Consider the following 23,807-nt stretch of genomic DNA (forward strand, 5'->3'; position numbering starts at 1 on the left):
GCACGCCGAGGTTCAGTACAGACCGAGCGAGGCACGCAGCGCGTCGTCGACCTCCCGCATCACGGACTCGTCCAGATGCGCGATCGGCTCCGAGCGCAGCCTGGCGCGGTCGATGGTGCGGATCTGGGCACAATCGACCGCCGACGCCCGCGGCAGCGCCTGCGGCGGCAACGACACGATGAACGGGAACGGCTTGCTGACGGTCTTCGTCGTCACCGCTGCGACGATCGTCGTGGGGCTGAATCGGTTGCCCACGTCGTTCTGCACGACCACCGCCGGGCGGACCCCGCCCTGCTCGCTGCCGACGACCGGCTCGAAGTCGACCCAGCAGACGTCGCCCCGCTTCAGTCTCACCACTCCTCTTTCTCCAGACCGTCCATGAGCGCGATGTCCCAGACGCGGCACTCGGCGAGATGCTCCTCCGCCATCTCGATGTAGCCCTCCTTCATGAGCTCCTCGAACCGTGCGCGCTTGTGGCTCTCGAGCGCCTCGAGGACGACGTCGGTCTTGCTGACGCCGCGCGAGGAGGACTCGCGCGCGAGGAACTCGTGCGCCCACGCCGGCAGGCGGAACTGCGCGGGCTTCGGGGTGTACTCGGCCATGCGGCATGCTCCTCTCGGCGAGTAGCATGCGCCGCAGCATCACGCGATGTCAATACTGACCGTACATACAAGCCGTGGTGCGCCTAGACCGGCTCCGCCGCCGCGGCGCGGGCATCCTCGGCTTCCTCGCGCGCGATCACGGGCAGCATCGCGGCGACGGCTACCTCGATCATCTCGTCCTCGGGCGGACGGGTCGTCATGCGCTGGAGCTGCATGCCCGGCCAGAGGACGGCCTTCACGAAGGGATCGTTGGGCCTGCTGCCCGCCCACTTGACCGTCACCTCGTAGGCGATGCCCGCGATCAGCGGCGCCAGCACGAGCCGGGAGAGGATGCGGGTGAGCAGTGTATGAGCCGGCACGAGCGAGAAGACGACGATCGCGATGACCATGACCATGAGGAGGAAGGCCGTCCCGCACCTGACGTGGAGCGTCCCATACTTCTGGACGTGCTCGGGATCGAGCGGCTCGCCATGCTCGTAGGCGTGGATGGTCTTGTGCTCGGCTCCGTGGTATGCGAAGACGCGCTGGATATCCTTGAGGCGGCTGATCACCCAGATGTAGGCGAAGAAGACGACGAGCCGCAGGACGCCATCGATGACGTTCCACGCGTACGTGCTCTTCTTCACCGCGTCTCCAAGCAGGTTCGTCAGCACGGCGGGGAGGATGACGAACACACCGATGGCGAGGGCGATGCCGATGACGAGCGTGACGGCGATCTCCGTGGCCGACAGCGTCACGTGCTCGCCGTCCTCGCCCTCGGAGGCGCCCGCATGCTCGGCGGAGATGGAGAAGGCGCGCATCGCGAGGACGAGCGTCTCGTAGAAGCCCCAGATGCCACGCACGATCGGCAAGCGCAGCCACGGTCGAGTGGTGGCGGCGCTCACGAGGTCGTGCTCCTCGATGTACAGCGTGCCGTCGGGACAGCGCACCGCGATAGCCCAGTTGTACTTGCCGCGCATCATGATGCCCTCGAGGACCGCCTGCCCCCCGATGTGGGTGTGCCTCTCGGCGTCAGCCACGTGGACCTGCTTTCGGATAGGGGTCGCCGCACGTCATCTTGCCTTCGGGACACGGCCCGCGACGACAGGCGGCGCCCGCGTCGTGGAAGACGTACGGTGCGGTCTCGGCGGCGATCTCTAGCATGCGCGTCGCGAGCTCGCGGATCTCCCACTGCGCGCGATTGCAGCATCGCAGCTCGAAGAAGTGGAGCAGCTCGCGTACGTTCATCGTGACGACGATCTTGGTCTCGGTGGCGTTGGGAAGGACGTAGCGCGCGTCCTCGGCCGACACTCCCGCTTCGAGCAGTTCGCGATAGGCGGCGAACGACGCGTGGTTCGCCGCGTCGAAGACCTCGCGCGCTCCGGGATCGGCGGCCACATCCGGCGGGACGACGAAGACCGGCTCGTCGGAGAAGGTGACGTAGCGCTGCGACTGCTGGTTGTAGCTCGCGAGGCGGTGGCGGACGAGCTGGTGCGTCATCGCCCGGCTCACGCCGTCGATCGCGAACGTGTACGAGGCGTGCTCGAGCGCCGAGGTGTGTCCCGAGGAGAGGATCGTGCGCAGGACCTTGCGTACCGCCTCGTCCGACATCGACTCCATGAGGTCGGCGGCGCCGACCGGGGCGTAGCACAGCCGGGCCGCGACGGCGATCGCCCGCTCGGGGTCGGATGTGTGATGGAGGAGCCGGACGTCCACGCTGCGCCTTCCGGGATGAGAAAGGGAGGCGGGCGAACCCGCCTCCCCATGATACCAGGGCCTGCGCGCAGCGGTTACTCGGCCGGCGTCTCCTCGACGGGGGCCTCGACGACCGTCTCCTCGACCTCTACCGGCTCCTCGACCTCTACCGGCTCCTCGACGACCGGCTCGACGACGTCCGCCGCGGCGGCGCCGGACTCCACCGCCCCGGCGGTCTCGTGCTTGGCGGCACGGCCCGCGCGACCGGCGTCGCGAGCGGCCTTGGCCTCGCGAGCGGCGAGCGCGGACTCCTCGTGCGCCTTGCGGCGAGCATCGCGCTCGGCGGTCTCCCGATCGAGGACGGCGGTCGCGTTGCTGCCGAACTTGTCGGCGAAGCGCTGGACGCGCCCGCCGGTGTCGACGAACTTCTGCTTGCCCGTGTAGAACGGGTGACACGACGAGCAGAGCTCGACATGGAGATCCGCCTTGGTCGAGCGAGTCATGAAGGTGTTCCCGCACGAGCAGGTCACCTTGGTCTCGACGTAGTCGGGATGTATTCCCTGGCGCACCGAAGTCACCTCCGAAACGGCCTGGTTTCCGACCAGGCACAGACAGCCGAAAGAGGATAGCACGCGCCCAGGAGCGAGGCAAACGCGCGAGAACGGCCGAACCCCGCCCTCAGTCGCCGTTGTTGAGCTTCGCCTTGCTGATGGCGGCGAGGAACTCGCGGTTGCTCTTCGTCTGCCGGAGCTTGTCGATGAGCAGCTCGAGGGCGGCCGCCGCATCCAGCGAGTGCAGGACGCGGCGCAGCTTCCAGATGTATGGCGCCTCGACCGGGTCGAGGAGCAGCTCCTCCTTGCGAGTGCCCGACTGGATGACGTCGATCGCCGGGAAGATGCGCTTGTCGGCGAGGCGCCGGTCGAGACGGAGCTCCATGTTGCCCGTGCCCTTGAACTCCTCGAAGATCACCTCGTCCATCTTCGAACCGGTGTCGACGAGCGCGGTGGCGATGATTGTGAGGCTGCCTCCGAACTCGATGTTGCGCGCCGCGCCGAAGAACCGCTTCGGCGGATAGAGCGCCGTCGAGTCGACGCCGCCGGAGAGGATGCGTCCGCTCGCGGGGGTCGCGAGGTTGTAGGCGCGCGCGAGGCGGGTGATGGAATCGAGAAGGATGACGACGTCGAAACCGCTCTCGACGAGACGCTTGGCGCGCTCCATCACCAGCTCGGCCACAGCGATGTGGTTCTCGCTGGGCATGTCGAAGGTCGACGAGAGGACCTCGCCATGGATGGAGCGCTCCATGTCCGTGACCTCTTCAGGCCGCTCGTCAACGAGCAGGCACATGAGGTGTACGTCGGGGTCGTTGGTGGCGATCGACGCGGCGATGTCCTTGAGGATGGTCGTCTTGCCCGCCTTCGGCGGCGAGACGATGAGCCCTCGCTGGCCGCGGCCGATGGGAGCGACGAGGTCGATGATCCGCGACGTTATCTCCTCGGGCTTCCACTCCATGCGGAACTTGTCGTCGGGGTAGACCGGCGTGAGGTCGCGGAACTCCTTGCGGCCCTTCAGCGCCTCCGGATCCCTCCCGTTGACCGACTCGACCTTGAGCAGCGCGGCGTACTTCTCGGTCTCCTTGGGAGGGCGGACCTGCCCCTTGACGAGGTCGCCGCGACGGAGCTCCCAGCGCCGGACCTGCGACATAGAGCAATAGACGTCTTTGTCGCCCGGTAGGTAGCCGCTCGTGCGGATGAAGCCGTAGCCCTCCGGCAGGATGTCGAGGACGCCGACGATATCGATGAACCCCTCGGACTTCACCTTCGCCTCGAAGACGGCATCGACGATCTCGTCCTTCTTCTTCAGCGCCTTGGCGTCGATGCCGAGCCCGCCGGCGATCTCCCTGAGTTCGGCGACGGTCTTGCCCATCAGCTCCTCGCGCGAGATCGACGGACCTTGCTCCTGGTGACCGCCGCTTCCCCCGCGACGGCCGCGCTTGCGCGGACGAGGACTCATGAGTTCTTGACCTTCTCCCAATCGGCGAGGAACGACTCGAGCCCGCGATCGGTCAGCGGGTGCTTGACGAGGTTCTTCAGCACGGCGAACGGCACGGTCGCGATGTCGGCGCCGATGAGCGCCGATTGCACGACATGGTTGGCGGAGCGGATCGACGCCGAGATGACCTCGACGGGATGACCGAAGTCGTAGTTGGACAGCGCTATGACCGTGTTGGCCAGATGCTCGATGCCGTCCTCGGAGATGTCGTCGAACCTGCCGACGAACGGGCTGACGTAGCGGGCGCCCGCGCGGGCGGCGAGCAGCGCCTGCGGCACGGAGAAGCACAGCGTCATGTTCACGGAGATGCCGCGGTCCGACAGCGTCTTGGTGGCCGCGAGCCCCTCCGGGATCACGGGCACCTTCACGACGACGTTCGGCGCGAGCGCGGCGAGTTCCTCGCCCTCGCGGACGATCTCGTCGCGCGCGAGCCCGACTGTCTCGGCCGAGACCGGTCCGTCACACACGGCGCAGATGCGCTGGATGTGACCGTGGAAGTCGGCGAGACGCCCGCCCTCGCGGGCGTAGAGCGTGGGGTTCGTCGTCACTCCCGACAGGACGCCCCAACTGGCGGCCTCCTCGATCTCGGATACGTTCGCCGTGTCCAGAAAGAACTTCACGCTTCGCCTTCCTCCTTCTTCGTCTTCCGAGACTCGCCAGGCGGCGTCTCGTCCCCTATCGCCGCGTCGATGACCCTCTCGAGCGTCTCCGCGACCGTGCGGTCGAGCTGGTTGCTGTGGATGATCGGTATGTGGTGCTCGACCGCGAGCTCGTCGATGTAGTGTCCGAGCAAGCGGATGGTCTCGAAGTTCGCCCGGTACCTCTCGAACGGCCGCATCCCGTCGGTCTGGACCTCCCTGATGTAGAAATGGCTGCGGTGCGCATCCTCGTCGTCGACCGTGATCACGAGTTGCACGACGCATGCGGCTATCGAACCGGACGGCTCGATGTAGCCGGGGACGATGTGCACGCCTTCGACGACGAGGCTCTCGCCTTCGAGGGCGGCCCGCTCGACCAGGGACACGATGCCCGTGCCCACGACGGCGGTCTGCTCCCTGAACCCGACGACTACGGGATCGGCTCCGTGGGGGACGGGGACTCGCAGGCCGCGCCACGCGTTGAAAGCGCTCTCGTGGAGGGCGGGCATCAGTTCCCTGGAGAAGATACCACGCATGACCTGCCGAATGGAATCCGTCGAGACGATACGCGTGATACCGAGCCTGTGGGCGACCTCGGTGGCGATGGTCGATTTCCCGACGCCGGTCGTGCCGCCGATCATGATGATGAGCGGCTTGTCGATGCGGGAAAGCTTCGCGAGCCGCTGGTAACGCTGTGCGAAGACGTCCCCGGCCGTGACCCGCAGCATCTCGACCGACAGCTCGCGGAGCCGCTCGATGGAGACCTGCCGCTCGGCGCCCGCGCGCAACGCGTCCTCGACCGCCTGGGCCGCCGCGTATGCGAGCGCGGGAGAGAGCCCCGTCGCGGTGAAGGACTGCGCGGTGAGCCCCTTCGAGAACGGCAGCCCGTGGCGCTCGTTGCTGATGAGGATGGGATCGGACCCGGTCATGCGGCTCCCCTTCCCGCGCCCCGTCGCAGCGCGAGCGCCACGACTTCATCGAGAGACGCGCCGAGGTCGAGACCGGAGACCGTGACCGGTTCGTTGTCGCAGAAGACCGTCGGGACGCCCGCCGTGGCTCCCGCGGCGACGACCACGTCGACCGCCGCCGCCTTCAGCTCGGTGAGGAGCACGTCGAAACGCCCCTCGGCCTCGGCGAGGTCGGAGCGCAGCGCGTCACGGTCCGCGAGGTGCGGCGAGATCGCGACGACCGTGCAGCCGGACTCGCTCTCGAGGTGCCGCGCGAGTGAGACGGCGACTTCCGCCGGGGCCGTGGTGGCGAAGAAGACGCGCGCGCCGGATACGTCCGCCAGCGGCCTCGGCCTGAACGTGACCGCGGACCACGGCAGGCCGGGGCGCAGACGCTGGACCGCCTCGACGATCGCGGCAACCTCCGCCTCGGTCGCGTTCGGCCGCTCGGCTCCCGCGATGATGAGTGCGTCCGCGCTCGCCAGACGATAGGGTCCGAAATGATCGCAGACGTACGAGACGCCCGCCGCGGCCGAGACGACGAGCAGCGTCGCGTCGGCTCGTACTGGCGGAACGGCGGCACCCGATCCCTCGATGAGCAGCAGGTCGGCTCCGAGCGTGTCGGCGAGCGCGGCTCCCTGCGCCACGTCATCGATGAAGGTCGCGCCCGCGAGTCCGCCCCCGCAGCGACGGCATCCGACGACCGGCACGCGGCTCGTCAGGGCGTCCTCGTAGCAGTCGGAGGCGGCATGCGCCCCGGCGGCGGCGATCTCGAGCAGCCCCGCCGTGGTGAGCAATACCTCGTCACCGCGCACGAGCACCGGCACGCCCGGCCCGCCGCGGCCCATCGCGAGCACCGCGATGCGCTTCCCCGCGGAGGTGAGCCTGCGCGCGAGGAAGCCGGTCAACGCGGTCTTGCCTACCCGCTTGCCCGTGCCGACGATCGCGAGCGTCGGCGTGGCGACGGTGGCGCGCTCCTGCGGCGTGAACGCGAAGTCCGCGCCGCGATACGCGACGCCGAGCCCGAGAGCGACGCCCGCGAGCCTGAAGCGGTCGGGAGCGGTGACCACGGGCTCGTCCGAGAGGTCAACGACGGCGTCCGGCGCAAAGCGCTCCAGGGCCTCTCGCAGCGACGAGTCCATGTCCTCGCCACGAACGAGCGTCACACCGTAGAGGTCCTCCGCGATCGCTCCCACCTTCTCGCTGCCCCCGACGAAGACCGCGGCGGCCACCTCATCGCGCTCCCCCAGCGTGGCGAGAGCGTCCCGCACGACGCTCGGGTGGTGCTCGCCGTCGATGAGCGCGACCACGCGGCTCACGCTTCAGCCTCCCGTGGCCCCCACGAGCACACGTGACCGGCACGCGCATAGTCGGCGACGACCTCGGGATCGTCGAACGGCTTCTTGAGCAGGATCCTCACACTGTCCGGGCGGACCTCGACGACGTTGTAGCTGGGTCTGGTGTTGCCGCGCAGCCGGTGCGTGCATGCCGTTCCCGCGTTCACGACGAGCAGGTCCTCGAGCCGCCACACGTTAGGCACGTGCTTGTGACCGCAAAGCACGAGATCGGCGCCCGCCGATGAGAGCACGCGCAGCACGTCGCCCGCGTCGGAGGCGATGTTGCGCTCGCGTCCGGTGCCGGGGACGGGCACGAGGTGATGGTGGAGGCACACGACCTTGAACTCGTCGGGATCGGTGAACCGCTTCTCGATCCAGCGATGACGCTCGCGGCCGACGCGGCCGTTGTCGAGGTCGGGCTCGGACGAATCTATGCCGAGTAGGTGCACCCCGTTGTGGACGAGCTCGCTGTCCCGCTCGCCGAACAACGCCTCGAAATGCACCTCACCGACGTTGCGGGCGTCATGGTTTCCCGGGAGCACGACGACGTGGGGGCACTCGATGTGGCCGATGATGCGCGCCGCGGCCTCGAAGTCCTCGCGGAAGCCCATATCGGTGAGGTCTCCCGTGACGACCACCACGTCCGGCTCGAGTTCGTTGATCTCTGCGACGACGCGCATGGCGAGGTTCGGCACGTGGAACCGCGACCCGCAGTGCAGGTCGGAGATGTGGGCGATCACCGTCGCGTCGCGGTGCGCGGATGCCGAGTCGGCCAAGGGACCCTCCGTCGGTGTGGACACGCCACGACCCGCGATTCGCGGGCAGGGGATCCGGGGATGCCAAGACTATTCCCAGATGAGGGGTGCGGCTGTCAAGCGAGGAGTCGCGCACCCTCGCGATCGACTCGCAGCGCGAGCGGCGCGCGACGGCCGGGCAGCGACCTGGCGACCACGAGCGAGGCGATCTCCTCCGCGCGCGCGAAAGCCGCGTCGTCGTCCGGCTCCTGCACGAAGCCGACCACGGTGGGGCCCGCGCCCGAGAGCGCCGCGCCGTCGGCGCCGGCGTCGATCAGCACGTCGCACACCGCGTCGAAGTCCGGGACCGCGCCCGCTCGATACGGCTCGTGAAGCCGGTCGCCGAGACCGGGGCCGGTGAGATCCGGACGGCCTAGCGTGATGCCCGCCACGAGAAGCCCAGCTCGCCCGACGTTGAACGCGGCGTCGGAGTGCGGCACGTCCTCCGGGAGCAGCTTCCTCGCCGAAGCGGTCGACAGCGGGCGCTCGCTCACGACCGCCACTACCGCCAGCCCGCCTCCCGGCTGAAGCCGCGCCGCCTTCGGCTCACCATCGTCCCAGCAGACGGTGAAGCCGCCGAAGAGCGCGGCGGCGACGTTATCGGGATGCCCTTCGAGCTCGACCGCGAGTTCGAACAAGCGCTCCTCGCCGAGCGCGCCGCCGAGAAGGCCGTCGGCGAGCACGAGGCCCCCGACGATCGCGGCCGACGACGATCCGAGCCCGCGACCGGTAGGAACGCCGTTCTCGCACCGGATGCGCGCCGCGCGGCCGGCATCGCCCGCGGCCGCGAAAGCCGCCGCCATCGCCTGGGCGACGCGGTTGCGCGGGCCGGTCGAGAGCGAACCGGCACCCTCGCCGTCCACCTCGACCGACCACGAATCGGCAGGCCAAGCTTCGAAGTCGTCGTAGAGGGCGAGCGCGAGACCGAACGAGTCGTATCCCGAGCCGAGGTTCGCGGTGCTCGCCGGGACGCGAGCCGTGACAGAGCCGGACACGCGCACCGTCACAGGTGCTCGACGCGCACGACCGCCGCGACCGCGGCCACGACCTCGAGTGAGCCGACCTCGGCGAGCGCGGCCTGGAAGTCCGCTTCGCGGGCGAGGTGCGTGACGAAGACCAGCTCCGCCCGCCCGTCCTCGAGCGTGCGCTTCTGGATCACCGAAGCGATGGACACGCCGCGGTCCGCGAGCACGCCGGCGACCGCCGCGAGCACGCCGGGGCGGTCCGCGGTGACGAGCCGCAGGTAGTACGCGGTCTCGAGATCCGCGATGTCTCGCACCTCGAGCAGCTCGTGACACGTGCAGCCGACGAGGTTCAGGCAACCGCTGCGGATGTGGCGCGCCACCTCGATGAGGTCTCCGACGACCGCGGACGCGGCCGGCAGCGAGCCGGCTCCTTCTCCGAAGAACATCGTCTCGCCTACGGAATCGCCGACGACGTAGATGGCGTTGTACACGCCGTTCACGCTGGCCAGCGGATGGCTCGACGGGATCATCGTGGGATGCACCCTGACGTCGATACCCCCACCGGCGCGCCTCGCGATGGCGAGCAGCTTGATCGCGTAACCCATCTCGGCGGCGTACGCGATGTCGGCCGCGCTCACGCCGCGTATGCCTTCGGCGTGCACCTGCGAGAGCACGACGCGGGAGTTGAACGCGATCGATGCGAGGATGGCGATCTTCGCGGCGGCATCGAGACCGTCGACGTCCGCCGTGGGGTCGGCCTCGGCATAGCCCGCCGCCTGCGCTTCCGCGAGAGCGGCGTCGAAATCTAGTCCATCCTCGGCCATGCGGGTGAGGATGAAGTTCGTGGTGCCGTTCACGATGCCCACGACGCTGCGGATCTCGTTACCGTCCAGGCTGTGCTTGAGCGGCCCGATGATCGGGATGCCCCCGCCGACGCTCGCCTCGAACGCGATGTCGACTCCCGCCTGCTCGGCGGCCTCCATGACCTCGCGGCCATGGCTCGCCATCAGCGCCTTGTTCGCCGTCACCACGCTCTTCCCGGCGGCAAGCGCTTCGAGCACGATGCCGCGAGCCGCTCCCGTGCCTCCGACGAGCTCGACGACGACGTCGATGTCGGGATCGGAGAGGATGTCCGCCGCGTCGGTGGTGAACCGGTCGGCGGGGATGCCGAGCGCCGCGGCGCGCGCGGCGTCGCGGTCGGCGAAGCGCGTCAACTCGAGCGAGACGCCTGCCCGGCGTTCGAAGTCCTCGCCGTGACGGCGCAGGATATCCACCACGCCGCCGCCGACGGTGCCGAGTCCGATGAGGCCGATCCTGACGGTGCGCATCTTAGAGGCCCTCCGCGTCCAGCGCCGCCGACGAGGCGGCTCAGGAGACGATTGTACCCGATGCCGCGGTCACGACGGCTCCCCCGGCGCCGCCTGGGCACGGAGTCCGGCCGCTCGCGCCCTCAGGAGGTCGCGCCGGCCCTCGTCCTCCTCCTGCTCGGCCTCTTCATCGACGAGCAGCGCCAGAACGTGGATCTTCTCCGAAGAGCCGAGGAGCACGGCGGCCGTGGCCGGGTCGACCCGCCGCACGATATCGTCCTGCGACCCCAGGAGCAGCCCGTACGCTCTCTCCAGCTCGGCCTTCGCTTCCTCGCTCTCGCCGTTCTCCCGAAGGACGGCGATGCGAGCGAGGATCGCCGCGATGGTCTCGATCAGGCGGAGGATGTAGTCCTTCTGGAAGGCGCTCATCGGCTCCCCGCCTTCACCGCATCGGCTGCCGGACGACCGTCTTCCACTTCGCGGGATCGGCCTTGCGCACGTCGCTGAGGTAGATCTCGTGGTGCTTGCCGAAGCGCTCGCACCCGGCGCGCGCGATGAAGTCGTGTACCCGCTCGATGGTCGGGCTCTCCTCCGAGAACGGTCCGACGTGCATGATCTGCGCCGCCCTGCCTTCCGAGTACTCCTCGAAGCGCACGAGAGGCAGCGCCGCGGGGGCCTTCTTCCTGCGGACATCCTCGATCGCGCTCTCCACCATCTCGCCCGTGACGAAGTCCGGCTGGGCGATCATCATCGTCCACCTCCAGCCCGCGCGGTCGCCGGTCGCGAAGTCCGACATGTCGTCGGCCCACCAGAGCCCTTCGGGCGGCATGACGTGGTAGTCGATCGCGAGCGGGCCCTTCTTCACCGCGAACTTGAGGGTGTACGAGAGGGAGAAGAGAACCTCGAGCGCCTCCGCGTACGAGCGGGAGGTGTTCGGGTCGCCCTGACCGTCGACCATGAGGGACCTCATCGCCGGGACGTCGACCTCGACGACCTCCTTCGCGGAGGGCGAATAGAGGCGGCCCAGTTCCTTCTTGAGGTCGAGCTTCTCCACGCCAGGTCACCGCCCCAGGACGACATCGATCCCGTAGAGCACGAGTTCCAGCTTGGCTTCCGTCAGCTTGCCTACGCGGTCCGTGAGCGACGCCCGATCGAGCGTCACGATCTGCGAGACGTTCGCGACGGAATCCTTGGGCAGCCCCGTGGTCTTCGCATCAAGCGAGACGTTCCCAGGAGCGTCCGCCCACCGCAGGTTGCTCGTCAGCGGGACGCAGACGATGGTGGAGATGCGGCTGCGGTTGAAGGCGTCGCTCTGCACGACCACGACCGGACGGCGAAAACCAGGTCCGGACCCGACGGGCTCCCCCAGGTCGGCCCACCACACCTCGCCTTGCGCGATCACCATTCCGACCGTTCGAGTGCCCACCGCGCAGCCGCCATGCCGAAACCATCGCCAGCAGGAGGATCTTCGGCGTAGATCGAGTCGAGCGCCGCGGTGACACTGTCTGCGGAGTGGCGGGCGACATACTCGCGCACCGCACGGCTGTAGAGCTTGCTGCGCGACTGCTTCAGTGCGCGCGCGAGCTCATCTGCGTCGGCGAACACGTCGTCCGGTATCGATATCGCAGTCTTCATACCGAGAGTATAACTCAGCGGGAGACGAGACTCCACACTCGGCATGGAAAGGACTACACCCGCACGGGTGCTTGAACAGCCCTTATGTCGCAGCAGGCTCGATGACGTCCAAGTCCCTGCATATCTTGCGTGCGAGGAAGTCATTGATCTCGCGGTGCCGAGGAATCGCCCTGCGCCTGCAGGTGACGGATGAGAGCGACGCGCTTCACGCAGTGATGCGCAGTGACTCGCGGATGACTTTCCGGCTGCCGAGTCGTTCTTCGGCAAGTACTCGATTGGCGTCGAGGACGAGTTCGATGGCTTCAGCGAGGTTCGCGCGAGCTTCCTCGAGAGTATCCGCTTGCGTGTTCGCGCCGGGGAGCTCCTCGACGTAGCCGATGTAGCCTTCCGGCACCTGTTCGAACACCGCGGTGAATCGAAGCTTCATAGGACATGGCCTCCGGAGCCCAATCTAGCACGGTCGCTTCGTCGGTGCCTGACGCCGCATCCGAGCGGAGTCATCTGTCGCCGCGAGAGAGAAGGGCGGCGTTGACGATCAGGAGGACGAGGAGTCCGACGAGCGAGACCGCTTCGACCGGGCGAGCGCGGAATCCCTCTCCACGGCCACAGCTAGCTGCTGACGCAGCCGGTCGGCTGGAGCGGCTTGTCCTGTGTCCCGCCGCTTCTCGCCCGGACGACGAGGTCGACATCGCAGTCGAGGACGTGCAGCAGGAAGAGCACCTTGTCGACGGACTTGCGATAGTTGGTCGGATCGAGAAGCCGGTAGAACTGCGCCGGAGATGTCCCGAGCCGCCGGATGATCTCCCGCTTCGACAGGGGGCTCTTCTCGACGCGCTTCTCCGCCTCGATGGTCAGTCTGTAGAGGAGCAGGTCGCGCATGTAGCTCGGGTCCTGGTTGTACTCGAGGACCTGCTCGACGTGGACCGAACCCTCCAGACCCGACGCAAGCCGGTAGGTGAATCCTTCACGGCCGAGTTCGTCGTCGACAGAGACCTCGACGGGTGGATCGGCGGCCGTCGGCGTCGGATCGGCCTTGGCGTAGGGGAACAGGAACTGGTCACGCCAGGTCCCGACCTCGAACGCGTGCTTCCGGTTGTTGAGCCTGACGGACCTGATCTTCATAGCAGACCCTCGCGGTCGAGTTGGCGAATCAAGTCGATCACTTTGCGCGACGGACTTCCCGCCATGGGCTTCTCGTTGTCGAGATCCCATTTCAGGACGAGCACCCCGTCACGGTAGACGTGCACGTGCCGTGGGGAGTGGTCGCCCTTCCAAGAAAGGAAGACGTACCCTCCGCGTCGTACCTTGGACATGACTAGATGTTACCCCCCATGGTAACGCTTTTCAACCCCGCGGATCCTGCTCAGAGGCGTGCCACGGGACGTTGTCCGCATGAGCTGCGAGCGAGTCAGGAAGCGCTGGTCCATGGGTCGCCTAGACGACCATGGCTTAGCCGACGCCATGGTCGTGTGGGCTGCCAAACGAGGGTTTAGGCAGCGCGCTCATACACCACACGGCCTTCCCTGAGCGCCGGCCGCAGGACATCGCCGGCAAGGTCTCCGCGCCGCTCGATCTCGGCGGGATCGGTCGGCACCGGATCGACCACGACCGGCAGCGACGCCAGCGCGTCGAGCATGGCGCCCATGGTGTGGCGCTTGTGCCCCATCTTGGGAAGGACCACGAGAAGGTCGATGTCGCTCGAGGTCGATGCATCGCCGCGAGCGTGCGATCCGAAGAGGATGATGCGTAAGGGGTCGAAGCCCGCGACCAGGACGTCGATGGCCTGCTGGAGTCCCTCGATCTCGGCGACGCTCGTCTCGCTCATCGCGATCCTCCTCTCGCCATCAAGTGTAGCCCCGTCCCGCTCCCGGCGCGAAGCCTACCCCTCGTCGCAGCGCATGAGGTCGTCGTAGGTCTCGCGGCGCACGACCACCCGCGCCTTGCCGTCGGCGACGAAGACCACTGCCGGGCGGACCTGCTTGTTGTAGTTCGACGACATCGACTGGCAGTAGGCGCCGGTCGAGCAGACCGCGAGGACATCGCCCGTCTCGACCGGCTGGATCTGCGTGTCGCGCGCGATGAGGTCGCCGGTCTCGCAGTGCTTGCCCGCGACGGTGACGACCTCGGTGCGCGGCCGGTCGGCCTTGTTCGCGACGAGGCACTCGTAGCGCGCGCCGTAGAGCGCGGGCCGGATGTTGTCGGTCATGCCGCCGTCGACGGCGACGTACGTGCGGATGCCCGGCACCTCCTTGATGGTGCCGACCGTGTAGAGCGTGATGCCGGCGTTCGCCACGACCGCGCGTCCGGGCTCGACGAGGATGCGCGGCACGGGCAGGCCGTGGCGCTCGCACTCGTCCTTGATGCCGTCGACGACGACCTTGCCGAACTGCTCGACGGTCGATGGCTCGTCGGCGAGACCGTACTTGATGCCGATGCCGCCTCCGACGTCGAGGTCGCGCACCTCTTCGCCGGTCTCGGCCCGGACCTGCCGCATGAAGTCGACCATGACCTCGATCGCCTTGCTGTAGCTCTGCAGCGCGAATATCTGCGAGCCGATGTGCATGTGAAGGCCCGCGAACCGCACTCCGGGTGTGGCGACGGCGGTGCGCACCGCCTCCATCGCGAGCCCGTGGTTGAGGCCGAAACCGAACTTGGAGTCCTCCTGGCCGGTCTGGATGTAGCCGTGCGTGTCCGGCCTGATGCCCGGCGTGACGCGAAGGAGGACGTCCTGCACGACCCCGCGCGCCGTCGCCGCGGCGCCGATGCGCCCGAGCTCGAGCAGCGAGTCGACGACGATCCGGTCGACGCGCTCGCTGACGGCGTGTTCGACCTCCGCGAGCGTCTTGTTGTTCCCGTGGACCTGGACCCGCGAGGCCGGCACGCCGGCCGCCAGCGCGATGGCGAGCTCGCCGCCGGAAGCGCACAGGATCATGCAGCCTTCCTCGTGCACGACGCGGCACATCGCCTTGCACATGAAGGCCTTGGCGGCGTAGACCGTCTCCACCCTCTCCCAGTGGTAGGAGGTCCACTTCCGGAACTCGCGCAGCTGGTGGCGGATGTGCGCCTCGTCCATCACGTAGAGCGCGGTCCCCTGCTCGCGCGCGAGCCGCACCATGTCCACGCCGCCCACCCACAGCCGGCCGTCGTGCACCGCGGCCGTGATCGGCAGAAGCGACGAGAGGTCCGCCTCGGGATCGGTCGGCTCCTGCGGGATCGGCTCTTCGAGCATCGAAGTCCCCCTCCCTACATCCGCTCGGGAGCGGAGACGCCGACGAGCGCGAGCGCGCGCTCGAGGACGATGCGTGTCGCGTCGACCGCGGCAAGGCGGGCGCCCGTGAGGCGGGCGTCGTCGGTGACGACCCTGCACACCGTGTAGAACTGGTGGAAGACCGCCGCGAGTTCCTCTGCGTATCTCGTGAGCCGATGCGGCGTGCGCGCGAGCGCGGCCGCCTCCACGACCTCGGGGAACTCGCCGAGCTTGCGCAGGAGGGTGAGCTCCGCCTCGCCGTCGAGCAGCGCCAGCTCCGTCTCGGCCGGGATGCCGCCGGCCTTGCGCAGTATCGAGCAGATGCGCGCGTGCGCGTACTGGACGTAGTAGACCGGGTTGTCGGCGCTGTTGCGCGTGGCGAGCCCGATGTCGAAGTCGAGCGACTGGTCGGTGCTCCGGCGCAGGAAGAAGTAGCGCGCCGCGTCGGCGCCCACCTCGTCGAGGAGCTCCTCGAACGTGACCATCTCGCCGGTGCGCTTGCTCATCCGCACGGCCTCGCCGTCGCGGAAGAGGTTCACGAGCTGCCCGATGACGACCTCGAGTCCGCCGGGATGGCCGAGAGCTGCTGCGGCTGCCTCCATCCGCTTCACGTAGCCGTGGTGGTCGGCTCCCCACAGGTCGATGACGAGGTCGAAGCCGCGCGCGAACTTGTCGCGGTGGTAGGCGACGTCGGCGGCGAAGTACGTGTACGAGCCGTCGGCCTTGCGCAGCACGCGGTCCTTGTCGTCGCCGAAGTCCGTCGAGCGGAACCAGACGGCCCCCTCGTGCTCGAAGACGTGACCGGCCTCGCGCAGGACGGCGATAGCGGCTTCGACGGCGGTCGAGCCGTCCGGACCCGGCGCGTGGAGCGATCTCTCGGAGAACCACACGTCGAAGTCGACGCCGATGCCGTGGAGCACGCCCCGCAGGTGCGCGAGGACCTGCGCGTACGCCTTCTCCATGAAGTGCGCTTCGCGCGCACCCGGGTCGGCGTCCGCCCACGCATCGCCCTCGGCCGCGCGTATCTCCCGCGCGATGTCGGCGATGTACGCGCCGCGGTACCAGTCCTCGCCGAACTCGACCTCTCTTCCGCACTCCTCGAGATATCTCGCGGCGACGGACCTCGCGAAGATGTCCATCTGCACGCCCGCGTCGTTGACGTAGAACTCGCGCTCCACCGCGTGGCCGGTGTGCTCGAGCAGGCGCGCGATGGAGTCGCCCAGCGCCGCCCAGCGACCGTGGCCGACGTGCATCGGCCCAACCGGGTTCGCGGAGACGAACTCGACCTGGACCTTGCGCCCGCCGCCCGTCGACGAGCGCCCGTAGCCGGCGCCCGCCTCGCGGATCTCGCGCACGACGCGCTGGATGGGCGCGCGTGAGAGGCGGATGTTGATGAATCCCGGGCCGGCGATCTCGACGCCCTCGACGTCCGGGTGGGACGCGATGTTCGCCACGATCGCCGCGGCGACCTCGCGCGGAGCCATGCCCGCCGCCTTCGCCGCCCGCATCGCGACGTTGCTCGCCCAGTCGCCGTGACTCGGGTCCTTCGGGCGCTCGAGGGTGACTTCCGGCGGGTCTTCCAGGATCACCGCGCCCAAAGCGACCGCGGCGCTCAGGGCGTCGGTCAGCAGGATGACGATGACGTCGTTCACGGCTTCTTGCTCGCTCCCGGTATCGGCAGGTGAGGGACCAGGATACCGTATCACGCTGGGAGCGGCACGGCTCTCAGCGGTGGTAAGGCTCCCCGCGGAGTATGCGGAAGGCCCGGTAGACCTGCTCGAGAAGGACGACCCGCGCCATCTGGTGGGGGAACGTCATGGGAGACAGCGAGAGCCGTTCGTCGGCACGCGCGAGCAGCGCGGGATCGATACCGGCCGAGCCGCCAAGCACGAAGGCGAGCGGGCGTCCATCCCGCATGCGCTCGTCGAGCCAGCCGGCGAGACCCTCCGATCCGAGGGCGAGCCCGTCCGCGGCGAGTGCGACCACCCGCGCGCCGGCCGGGAGGGCGCGGCCCACGGCCTCGCCCTCCTCGCGCATCGCGCGATCGACCCCGGCGCCGAGGTCGCGGTCGGCCACCTCGACGACATCGATCGACACGTACGGGCGCAAGCGCTTGAGATACTCCTCGGCGGCGTCGCGCCACCAGCGCTCCTTGAGGCGGCCCACGGCGACGATCGTTATGCGCATCATCGGCAGAGCACGAGGTCGAACGACGCACTATCCCCCATTTGACCTGCTCCGTTCCGGCTTGCACCGCCCCAGGGGGCGCCAGGTCGCCACAACGTATCACGGGCTTCAGGACACGGACAAGACCTAGTCGTATGATGGTCACGCATGGTGTGGATCCTTCTCCGGCAAGCAGGGGGTCGTACCGGATGACGCGCTCACGGCAGACCATGTCGACCCGGCTGATCCAGGCCTTCGTGGGCGTCGCACTCCTTCCTCTCGCGGTGGCCGCGCTGGTGGGGGTGAACGCCTTCTCGACGGCGATGGACGGAGAGGCGCTGAGGCGCGTCGACGACCACATGATCGTCGCGCGACGCCTGCTCTCGGACCGGCTCGGTTCTTCCGTCGCGGCCGTCGAAGCGGCCGCCGGCGAAGAGTCGACCGTCCGCGCCTTGCAGGAGAATGACCGGACTACCCTCGTGACCGCGCTTGGTCAGGCCAACATGCACGTTCGCTCCTCCATCCTCGTGGCGGTCGATCGCCACGGGCGCGCACTCGCGTCCCAACGCGGCAGGATCGACGTGGCGCTGTCCGACGATCCGCTCGTTCGTGCCGGTCTCGCGGGAGCGACGCGCGGCACGATCGAGGTCGTCCCCAAGCGGGTACTCGACGCGTTCGGGCTCACGAGCGATGTGGCCATACCCGTGAAGGAGACACCGGGCGGCACACGCCACCGCGAGACCGTCTCTGGGGCGTTGGCCATCGGCGCCGTGACACCGGTGCGTTCGGCCGACGGCCGGCGCATCCTCGGAGCTCTCGTCTCCTTCGACATCATCAACCGCTCGTCGACCCTCGTCGACGAGATCGTGCTCGCGATCGGCGGCGAGGCGACGGTCTTCCAGGACGAGGTCCGCATCTCAACGACGGTACTGGGCCTCGACGGCAAGCGGGCGATAGGCACCGTCGCGGCCGATAAGGTCCAGAAGGCAGTGCTCGAGAAGCACGACTCCTACCGGGGGACCGCGTTCGTCGTCCGCCGCGATCTCCTGACCGCATACGAGCCGCTGAGGTCGGCGAGCGGCAGGGTCGTGGGGATGCTCTTCGTCGGACTGCCGCTCGATCCGTACGCGGCCGCCAAGAACTCCTACCTGTTGCGTCTCGCGGTCGCCCTGGTCGTCGGGATCGCACTCGCTCTCATCGCGGGGATCGCGATGTCGCGGGTGGTCGCCGGTCCCGTCAGCCGCGTGAGCGATGCGGCCAGGCTCATCGCCGACGGCGACCTGACGGTGACCGTGCCCGTGACGGGCAACAGGGAGACCGCAGCTCTCAGCGAGTCCTTCAACCTGATGACACGTGCGTTGTCCGGAGTCATCGCGGATGTCGACCGTGCCGCGGGACATCTCGCAGGCGTGGCGAGCGACATCGCGAGCTCGACCGAGCAGCAGGCCGCATCGACCGGCACCCAAGCATCCGCCGTCGCGGAGATGACGGCGACGCTCGAGGAGATGGTCGCCTCCTACGGTTCCGTGGCCGCCGCGGCCGACGAGGTGATGCGCCTCGCCGAAGACGCGCTAGAGGCGGCGCAAGGCGGAGAGACGTCGCTCGCGAAGGAGATCGAGGACATCCAGACGCTGCGCGGCGGAGCCGACGCGACCGCGTCGTCGGCGCACGAACTCGCGCGGGCGACGACCGAGATCGGCGAGGTGCTGGGGATCATCGACAACATCGCGGCGCGCACGAAGATCCTCGCGCTCAACGCCGCGATCGAGGCCGCCCGCGCGGGTGAGGCCGGCAAGGGGTTCTCGGTGGTCGCGGCGGAGATCCGTTCGCTCGCGGATTCCGTCACGGACTCGACCGCGCGCATCGAGGAGACGGTCGGCTCGATCCAGCGGGGGACGAGCGGTCTCGCGTCGAAGGCTGAGAACCACGCGACGCTAGCGGGCGACAGCGTCGAGATGGTCTCCCGCACCGGGTCGACGTTCTCGGACATCGTGGAGCAGATGGCGGCCACGGCCTCCGCCGCGCGGCAGATCGCCGCGGCCGCGGCGCAGCAGCGCACGGCTTCCGACCAGATACTCGGGGCGATGCTCCAAGTGAACAACGCCACCGACGAGAACGCCCGCGCAGCTCGCGACGTGGCCGACTCGGTGCGGGACCTCGACGGCGAGTCTCGCAAGATGCGTGACAACCTTCGCGGGTTCCGCCTCTGATCCTGCCGGCGTGCGAGGGATCAGCGCACCCGCACCGCTCTCGGTCCGCTCGTGTTCGCGACGTGCCCGGCGTCGGCGTGGTACGCGAGGATGCGCCAGCTTCCCGTGTAGGGCAGCGACACGCGGACACTGTAGCGGCTGCGGACACCGTAATCGACGTTGCGTACCCATACGGTCCGGTAGAGCACCCAGCGACCGGAGACGTAGCGCATGATGCGCAACTGCACCGAGTAAGCGCCCGCGCGATGGCGCGGCAGGAGCAGGCCGGTCACGGTGAACGCGGTCCTGCGACGCACGATCGACGAGGCGCTCGGGACCGACAGCGCGGCTCGCGGGCGGACGACGACGCGGAGCGTGGGCGAGACGGTCGTCTCGAGCGAGACGTCGCCGGCGAAGGAGAGCCTGAACGATACCGTGGCCGTGGCCGTCAGCGTGCGCCGATACGCAGACCCGAACGGAGTCAGTGTCGCGACGCGCACCCAGCGAGTCCCTACTTGGGTCTCGAGAATCACGTCGCGCGTGGGCACCGGAGCGCCAGACGCGTCGGTCATGCCACCCGTGAGTGTGAACTGCCTGCCGACGTCGACGGTCGAGACCGGCCCCGCCAGCGTCAGGATCACACCCGCGCGAGGTCCGCTTCCGACCGCGGTCGCCGAAGCGGTGGCGGCGAGCGACCAGTTCCCTACCGCGTCTCTCGCGAAGGCCGTGTAGAAGTACGTCGCGAGATCCACGATGTCCGTGTCGACCATGGCGGTCGACGTCCCCTCGTACAGGCGCGACTGCGTCACCGTCACGGTCGGACTCGTCGCGTGCCCCGACGTCGAGCGCAGGACACGCATCGCGGTGGTGCTCGTGTCCACGACCGACCAGGCGAGGTCTACCCCGCCGCGACGCGCGACGGCCGTCATGCTGGAGACCGCCGCCGGGGGAGTCGTGTCGGGCGGCAGTTCCTCCACCACGGTGAAGGGGGAGAGCGACTGGACGCGACCCGTGATGGTGTGCGCGACGAGGTCGCGAGAGACCGTGCAGTCCACCCACCGGCCGCCGGACCAGTGCTGGATCTGAAGATCCAGCGCGCGCGCGTCGGAGATGGACGGGTCGTATGGCAGCGTGATGTCGATGAATCCGTCGAATGTGCCGGAGAACCGGATGTCGAAGTAGGACCCGACGACGCGGAAACCGACGACGCCTTCGGTGTTAGGCGGGTCGGACAACACGGATACCTCTACCACACCCGCCGTCGTCACCTGGCTGAACTCGACGCCGAACGTCGTGTCGCGACCATTCACCCGGACCGCACCGGAGGCCTCGACACCCGTCCCGGTGGCGACCGCCGCACGTGCGACGTCGCGCGGGAGCGTCACCCGAAGCACAGAGCTCGGAGACGAGACCCTGCCCGCGAGATCTACCGTCCTGATCGAGAAATCGTAGACGCCTCCGGCGGTGAGACCGCCGACCCTGGTCGTCGTCGCGGCGCTCGCGCCCATCGCCGATCCCGAGCCGTCGCATACCTGGTAGCCGGAGATGCCGGCTGCGTCGGACCCCGCTCCCCACACCAGCGTGACCGAGTCCGTGGTCACCGCGGTCCACGAGACGCTGCCGGGCGGAGACGGAGCCGTGGTGTCGAGCGTGATCGTGTCCGTGACCGACGCGGCGTTGCCCGCTGCGTCGCGGTACTGGGCGGTGACGGTCCTCACACCGTCTCCGGCGGGCAGCACGGTCGAGGTCGCGGCCGCGTAGGCGACCCAGGCGGAGTATCCCGCTCCGGCGTCGAAGCGCATCTCGAGGGCGCCCGTGACGGTGGAGTCGAGCGAGACGGTGGTGGAGCTGGTCAGCGCCGCGCCGTCCGCGACGGCGAAGGTCCCGCTGGGGGCGACGGTGTCGAGCGTGATCGTGTCCGTGACCGACGCGGTGTTGCCCGCCGCGTCGCGGAACTGGGCGATGACGGTCTTCACGCCGTCTCCGGCGGGCAGCACGGTCGAGGTCGCGGCCGCGTAGGCGACCCAGGCGGAGTATCCCGCTCCCGCGTCGAAGCGCATCTGCGCCGCCCCGGTGACAGCGGAGTCGAGCGAGACGGCGGTGGAGGTCGCGAACGCCGAGCCCGCCTGCACCGCAAGGGTGCCGCTGGGAGCTGCGGTGTCGAGCGTGATCGTGTCGGTGACCGTCGCGATGTTCCCCGCCGCGTCGCGGTACTGGGCAGTGACGGTCTTCACGCCGTCGCCGGCGGGCAGTACGGTCGTCGTCGCGGTCGCGAACGCGGTCCACGCGCCGAGACCGCTCCCGCCGTCGATGCGCATGTCGATCGCGTCGGAGCTGGCCAGCGTGACGGCGACCAGAGTGGACGACGTCCACGCGGATCCCGAGGCGACGGTGATCGAGCCGCTGGGAGCCGTGGTGTCAAGCGTGATGGTGTCCACGACCGAGGTGGCGTTCCCCGCCGCGTCGCGGTACTGGGCGGTGACGGTCTTCACGCCGTCGCCCGCCGGCAGCGCGGTAGAGGTCGCGGCCGCGTAGGCGACCCAGGCGGAGTATCCCGCTCCCGCGTCGAAGCGCATCTGCGCCGCCCCGGTGACAGCGGAGTCGAGCGAGACGGCGGTGGAGCTGGTCAGCGCCGCACCGTTCGCGACGGCGAAGGTGCCGCCGGGAGGCGTGGCATCTAGCGTGATCGTGTCCACGACCGAGGCGGTGTTGCCCGCCGCGTCGCGGTACTGGGCGGTGACGGTCTTGGTGCCGTCGCCGGCCGGGACCGTGACCGTGGCGTCGGTCGCGAACGTGGTCCACGCGCTGAATCCGCTCCCGCCGTCGAGGCGCATCTCGATCGCGTCGGGACTGGCCAGCATGACGGCGACCAGCGTGGACGACGTCCACTCGGATCCCCAGGCTGCGAAGAGCGAGCCGCTCGGACCCGAGACATCGAGCGTGATCGTGTCGACGGTCGAGGTGGCGTTGCCTGCGGCGTCGCGGTACTGGGCGGTGACGGTCTTGGTGCCGTCGCCCGCCGGGAGCGCGGTCGAGGTCGCGGCCGCGTAGGCGACCCAGGCGGAATAGCCCGCTCCCGCGTCGAAGCGCATCTCGAGGGCGCCCGTGACGGTGGAGTCGAGCGAGACTGCGGTAGTGGTGGTCAGCGCCGCACCGTTCGCGACGGCGAAGGTGCCGCCGGGAGGCGTGGTGTCCAGAGTGATCGTGTCGACGACCGAGGCAGCATTGCCCACCGCGTCGCGGTACTCGGCGGTGACGGTCTTGGTGCCGTCTCCGGCCGGCAGCGCGGTCGAGGTCGCGGCCGCGTAGGCGACCCAGGCGGAATAGCCCGCGCCGGCGTCGAAGCGCATCTCGAGGGCGCCCGTGACGGCGGAGTCGAGCAAGACTGCGGTAGTGGTGGTCAGCGCCGCACCGTTCGCGACCGCGAAGGTGCCACTGGGAGCGACGGTGTCGAGCGTGATCGTGTCGACGACCGAGGTGGCGTTGCCCGCCGCGTCGCGGTACTGGGCGGTGACGGTCTTCACACCGTCTCCGGCGGGGAGCGCGGTCGAGGTCGCGGCCGCGTAGGCGACCCAGGCGGAATAGCCCGCTCCGGCGTCGAAGCGCATCTCGAGAGCGCCCGTGACGGTGGAGTCGAGCGAGACTGCGGTAGTGGTGGTCAGCGCCGCTCCGTTCGCGACGGCGAAGGTGCCGCTGGGAGCGACGGTGTCGATGACGACCGGCCCGAAGCGGACGACGCCCCCCGCGTTGCCGGCGGAGTCGATCGCCCGCACTGCGAGGTACCAGGTGCCGTCGGCGAGCGGCGGCGTGCTGGTGGTCGCAGCGGACTGGTCGATGACGGTGTCGGGGTCGTCTGTGGCGGATGTGGTGACGAGCACCGAGTAGCCCGCCACGCCCGAGTACACGTCCGTCGCGCCCGAGAAGGAGACGGTCAGCGTCGTGGCGCTCGTGGGCGTCGAGGCGACGTGCGTCGAGCTCGACAGCGACAACCCTATCGGAACCGACTTGTCGATGAGCACGTTCGCCGTGTGACTCGTCTCGGCGTTGCTGGAAGCGTCGACCGACCAGTACCCGAACGTCGTCGTGCCCTCGACGGAGACCGTGACCGGCAGCGAGTAGAGGTTGCCGACCCCGCCGTTGAGAGCGTAGTAGGTGTTCGACACGCCGGAGCCGGCGGGATCCGTGGCGGTGAGGGTGACGGTGACGTCGCGCGAGACCCACCCGCCCGGGATGCCGGATACGGTCGTCTCCGGGGGC

Annotated in this window: 24 protein-coding genes and 1 pseudogene; 1 reads left to right on the top strand and 24 read right to left on the bottom strand. The window is 69.0% G+C overall.

Annotated features, from left to right (window positions below):
* Positions 1-12: 12 nt before the first annotated feature.
* From WC971_08775 to rlmH, 23 genes and pseudogenes are all read right to left on the bottom strand, one after another.
* Entirely contained in the window at positions 13-354 is a 342-nt protein-coding gene (locus WC971_08775; GenBank protein MFA5844905.1) for a type II toxin-antitoxin system PemK/MazF family toxin, read from the bottom strand.
* Positions 351-602 carry a hypothetical protein gene (locus WC971_08780; protein MFA5844906.1) on the bottom strand — a complete coding sequence of 84 codons (252 nt, stop codon included), beginning with the start codon at positions 600-602 and terminating at the stop codon, positions 351-353. The genes WC971_08775 and WC971_08780 overlap by 4 nt, the downstream gene beginning before the upstream one ends.
* An 83-nt stretch (positions 603-685) precedes the next feature.
* A complete protein-coding gene (locus tag WC971_08785; protein ID MFA5844907.1) occupies positions 686-1,621 on the bottom strand; it encodes a DUF1385 domain-containing protein in 936 nt (311 codons plus the stop codon).
* On the bottom strand, positions 1,614-2,297 hold the full coding sequence (thyX, locus tag WC971_08790) for an FAD-dependent thymidylate synthase (protein MFA5844908.1): 684 nt from the start codon (positions 2,295-2,297) through the stop codon (positions 1,614-1,616). Before thyX ends, WC971_08785 begins: the two co-directional genes overlap by 8 nt.
* Before the next feature lie 74 nt (positions 2,298-2,371).
* Positions 2,372-2,845: a 50S ribosomal protein L31 gene (gene rpmE / locus WC971_08795; GenBank protein ID MFA5844909.1), complete on the bottom strand. Its 474-nt coding sequence runs from the start codon at positions 2,843-2,845 to the stop codon at positions 2,372-2,374.
* Between the two features lie 109 nt (positions 2,846-2,954).
* A pseudogene (gene rho / locus WC971_08800) lies at positions 2,955-4,223 on the bottom strand (transcription termination factor Rho).
* Positions 4,224-4,282: 59 nt separating this feature from the next.
* Positions 4,283-4,945 carry a fructose-6-phosphate aldolase gene (fsa, locus tag WC971_08805; GenBank protein ID MFA5844910.1) on the bottom strand — a complete coding sequence of 221 codons (663 nt, stop codon included), beginning with the start codon at positions 4,943-4,945 and terminating at the stop codon, positions 4,283-4,285.
* Positions 4,942-5,892 (bottom strand): hypothetical protein, encoded by a 951-nt coding sequence (locus WC971_08810; protein MFA5844911.1) that lies wholly within the window; start codon positions 5,890-5,892, stop codon positions 4,942-4,944. The genes fsa and WC971_08810 overlap by 4 nt, the downstream gene beginning before the upstream one ends.
* The gene (locus WC971_08815) at positions 5,889-7,229 is read right to left on the bottom strand and encodes a 2,3-diphosphoglycerate synthetase (GenBank protein ID MFA5844912.1); all 1,341 of its coding nucleotides are present in this window, start codon (positions 7,227-7,229) and stop codon (positions 5,889-5,891) included. The genes WC971_08810 and WC971_08815 overlap by 4 nt, the downstream gene beginning before the upstream one ends.
* A complete protein-coding gene (locus tag WC971_08820; GenBank protein MFA5844913.1) occupies positions 7,226-8,023 on the bottom strand; it encodes a metallophosphoesterase in 798 nt (265 codons plus the stop codon). Before WC971_08820 ends, WC971_08815 begins: the two co-directional genes overlap by 4 nt.
* Before the next feature lie 95 nt (positions 8,024-8,118).
* Positions 8,119-9,036, bottom strand: coding sequence for a homoserine kinase (gene thrB / locus WC971_08825; GenBank protein ID MFA5844914.1), 918 nt, complete (start codon positions 9,034-9,036; stop codon positions 8,119-8,121).
* A gap of 8 nt (positions 9,037-9,044) precedes the next feature.
* Positions 9,045-10,334, bottom strand: a complete 1,290-nt coding sequence (locus WC971_08830; protein ID MFA5844915.1) for a homoserine dehydrogenase — start codon at positions 10,332-10,334, stop codon at positions 9,045-9,047.
* 69 nt (positions 10,335-10,403) lie between these two features.
* The gene (locus WC971_08835) at positions 10,404-10,742 is read right to left on the bottom strand and encodes a hypothetical protein (GenBank protein ID MFA5844916.1); all 339 of its coding nucleotides are present in this window, start codon (positions 10,740-10,742) and stop codon (positions 10,404-10,406) included.
* A gap of 13 nt (positions 10,743-10,755) precedes the next feature.
* On the bottom strand, positions 10,756-11,367 hold the full coding sequence (locus WC971_08840) for a GyrI-like domain-containing protein (protein MFA5844917.1): 612 nt from the start codon (positions 11,365-11,367) through the stop codon (positions 10,756-10,758).
* Between the two features lie 6 nt (positions 11,368-11,373).
* Positions 11,374-11,712 carry a type II toxin-antitoxin system PemK/MazF family toxin gene (locus WC971_08845; protein ID MFA5844918.1) on the bottom strand — a complete coding sequence of 113 codons (339 nt, stop codon included), beginning with the start codon at positions 11,710-11,712 and terminating at the stop codon, positions 11,374-11,376.
* A complete protein-coding gene (locus tag WC971_08850) occupies positions 11,712-11,948 on the bottom strand; it encodes a hypothetical protein (GenBank protein ID MFA5844919.1) in 237 nt (78 codons plus the stop codon). The genes WC971_08845 and WC971_08850 overlap by 1 nt, the downstream gene beginning before the upstream one ends.
* A 205-nt stretch (positions 11,949-12,153) precedes the next feature.
* Positions 12,154-12,375, bottom strand: coding sequence for a type II toxin-antitoxin system HicB family antitoxin (locus WC971_08855; GenBank protein MFA5844920.1), 222 nt, complete (start codon positions 12,373-12,375; stop codon positions 12,154-12,156).
* Between the two features lie 182 nt (positions 12,376-12,557).
* A complete protein-coding gene (locus tag WC971_08860) occupies positions 12,558-13,070 on the bottom strand; it encodes a hypothetical protein (GenBank protein ID MFA5844921.1) in 513 nt (170 codons plus the stop codon).
* Positions 13,067-13,261, bottom strand: a complete 195-nt coding sequence (locus tag WC971_08865) for a hypothetical protein (protein MFA5844922.1) — start codon at positions 13,259-13,261, stop codon at positions 13,067-13,069. The genes WC971_08860 and WC971_08865 overlap by 4 nt, the downstream gene beginning before the upstream one ends.
* Before the next feature lie 176 nt (positions 13,262-13,437).
* Positions 13,438-13,773: a nucleotidyltransferase domain-containing protein gene (locus WC971_08870; GenBank protein ID MFA5844923.1), complete on the bottom strand. Its 336-nt coding sequence runs from the start codon at positions 13,771-13,773 to the stop codon at positions 13,438-13,440.
* 54 nt (positions 13,774-13,827) lie between these two features.
* Positions 13,828-15,177, bottom strand: coding sequence for a diaminopimelate decarboxylase (lysA, locus tag WC971_08875; GenBank protein ID MFA5844924.1), 1,350 nt, complete (start codon positions 15,175-15,177; stop codon positions 13,828-13,830).
* 14 nt (positions 15,178-15,191) lie between these two features.
* Positions 15,192-16,847, bottom strand: a complete 1,656-nt coding sequence (gene argS, locus WC971_08880; protein MFA5844925.1) for an arginine--tRNA ligase — start codon at positions 16,845-16,847, stop codon at positions 15,192-15,194.
* A gap of 73 nt (positions 16,848-16,920) precedes the next feature.
* Positions 16,921-17,385, bottom strand: a complete 465-nt coding sequence (rlmH, locus tag WC971_08885; GenBank protein MFA5844926.1) for a 23S rRNA (pseudouridine(1915)-N(3))-methyltransferase RlmH — start codon at positions 17,383-17,385, stop codon at positions 16,921-16,923.
* A 185-nt stretch (positions 17,386-17,570) separates the two neighbouring features.
* Here rlmH and WC971_08890 point away from each other — a divergent pair, with 185 nt between their 5' ends.
* On the top strand, positions 17,571-19,571 hold the full coding sequence (locus WC971_08890) for a methyl-accepting chemotaxis protein (protein ID MFA5844927.1): 2,001 nt from the start codon (positions 17,571-17,573) through the stop codon (positions 19,569-19,571).
* A 20-nt stretch (positions 19,572-19,591) separates the two neighbouring features.
* Here the strand turns inward: WC971_08890 and WC971_08895 are convergent.
* The coding region (locus WC971_08895; protein MFA5844928.1) for a fibronectin type III domain-containing protein at positions 19,592-23,807 on the bottom strand (4,216 nt) is incomplete at its 5' end.

It is taken from the genome of Coriobacteriia bacterium, from assembly GCA_041658765.1.
In the GTDB taxonomy this organism is placed as follows: domain Bacteria; phylum Actinomycetota; class Coriobacteriia; order Anaerosomatales; family JBAZZO01; genus JBAZZO01.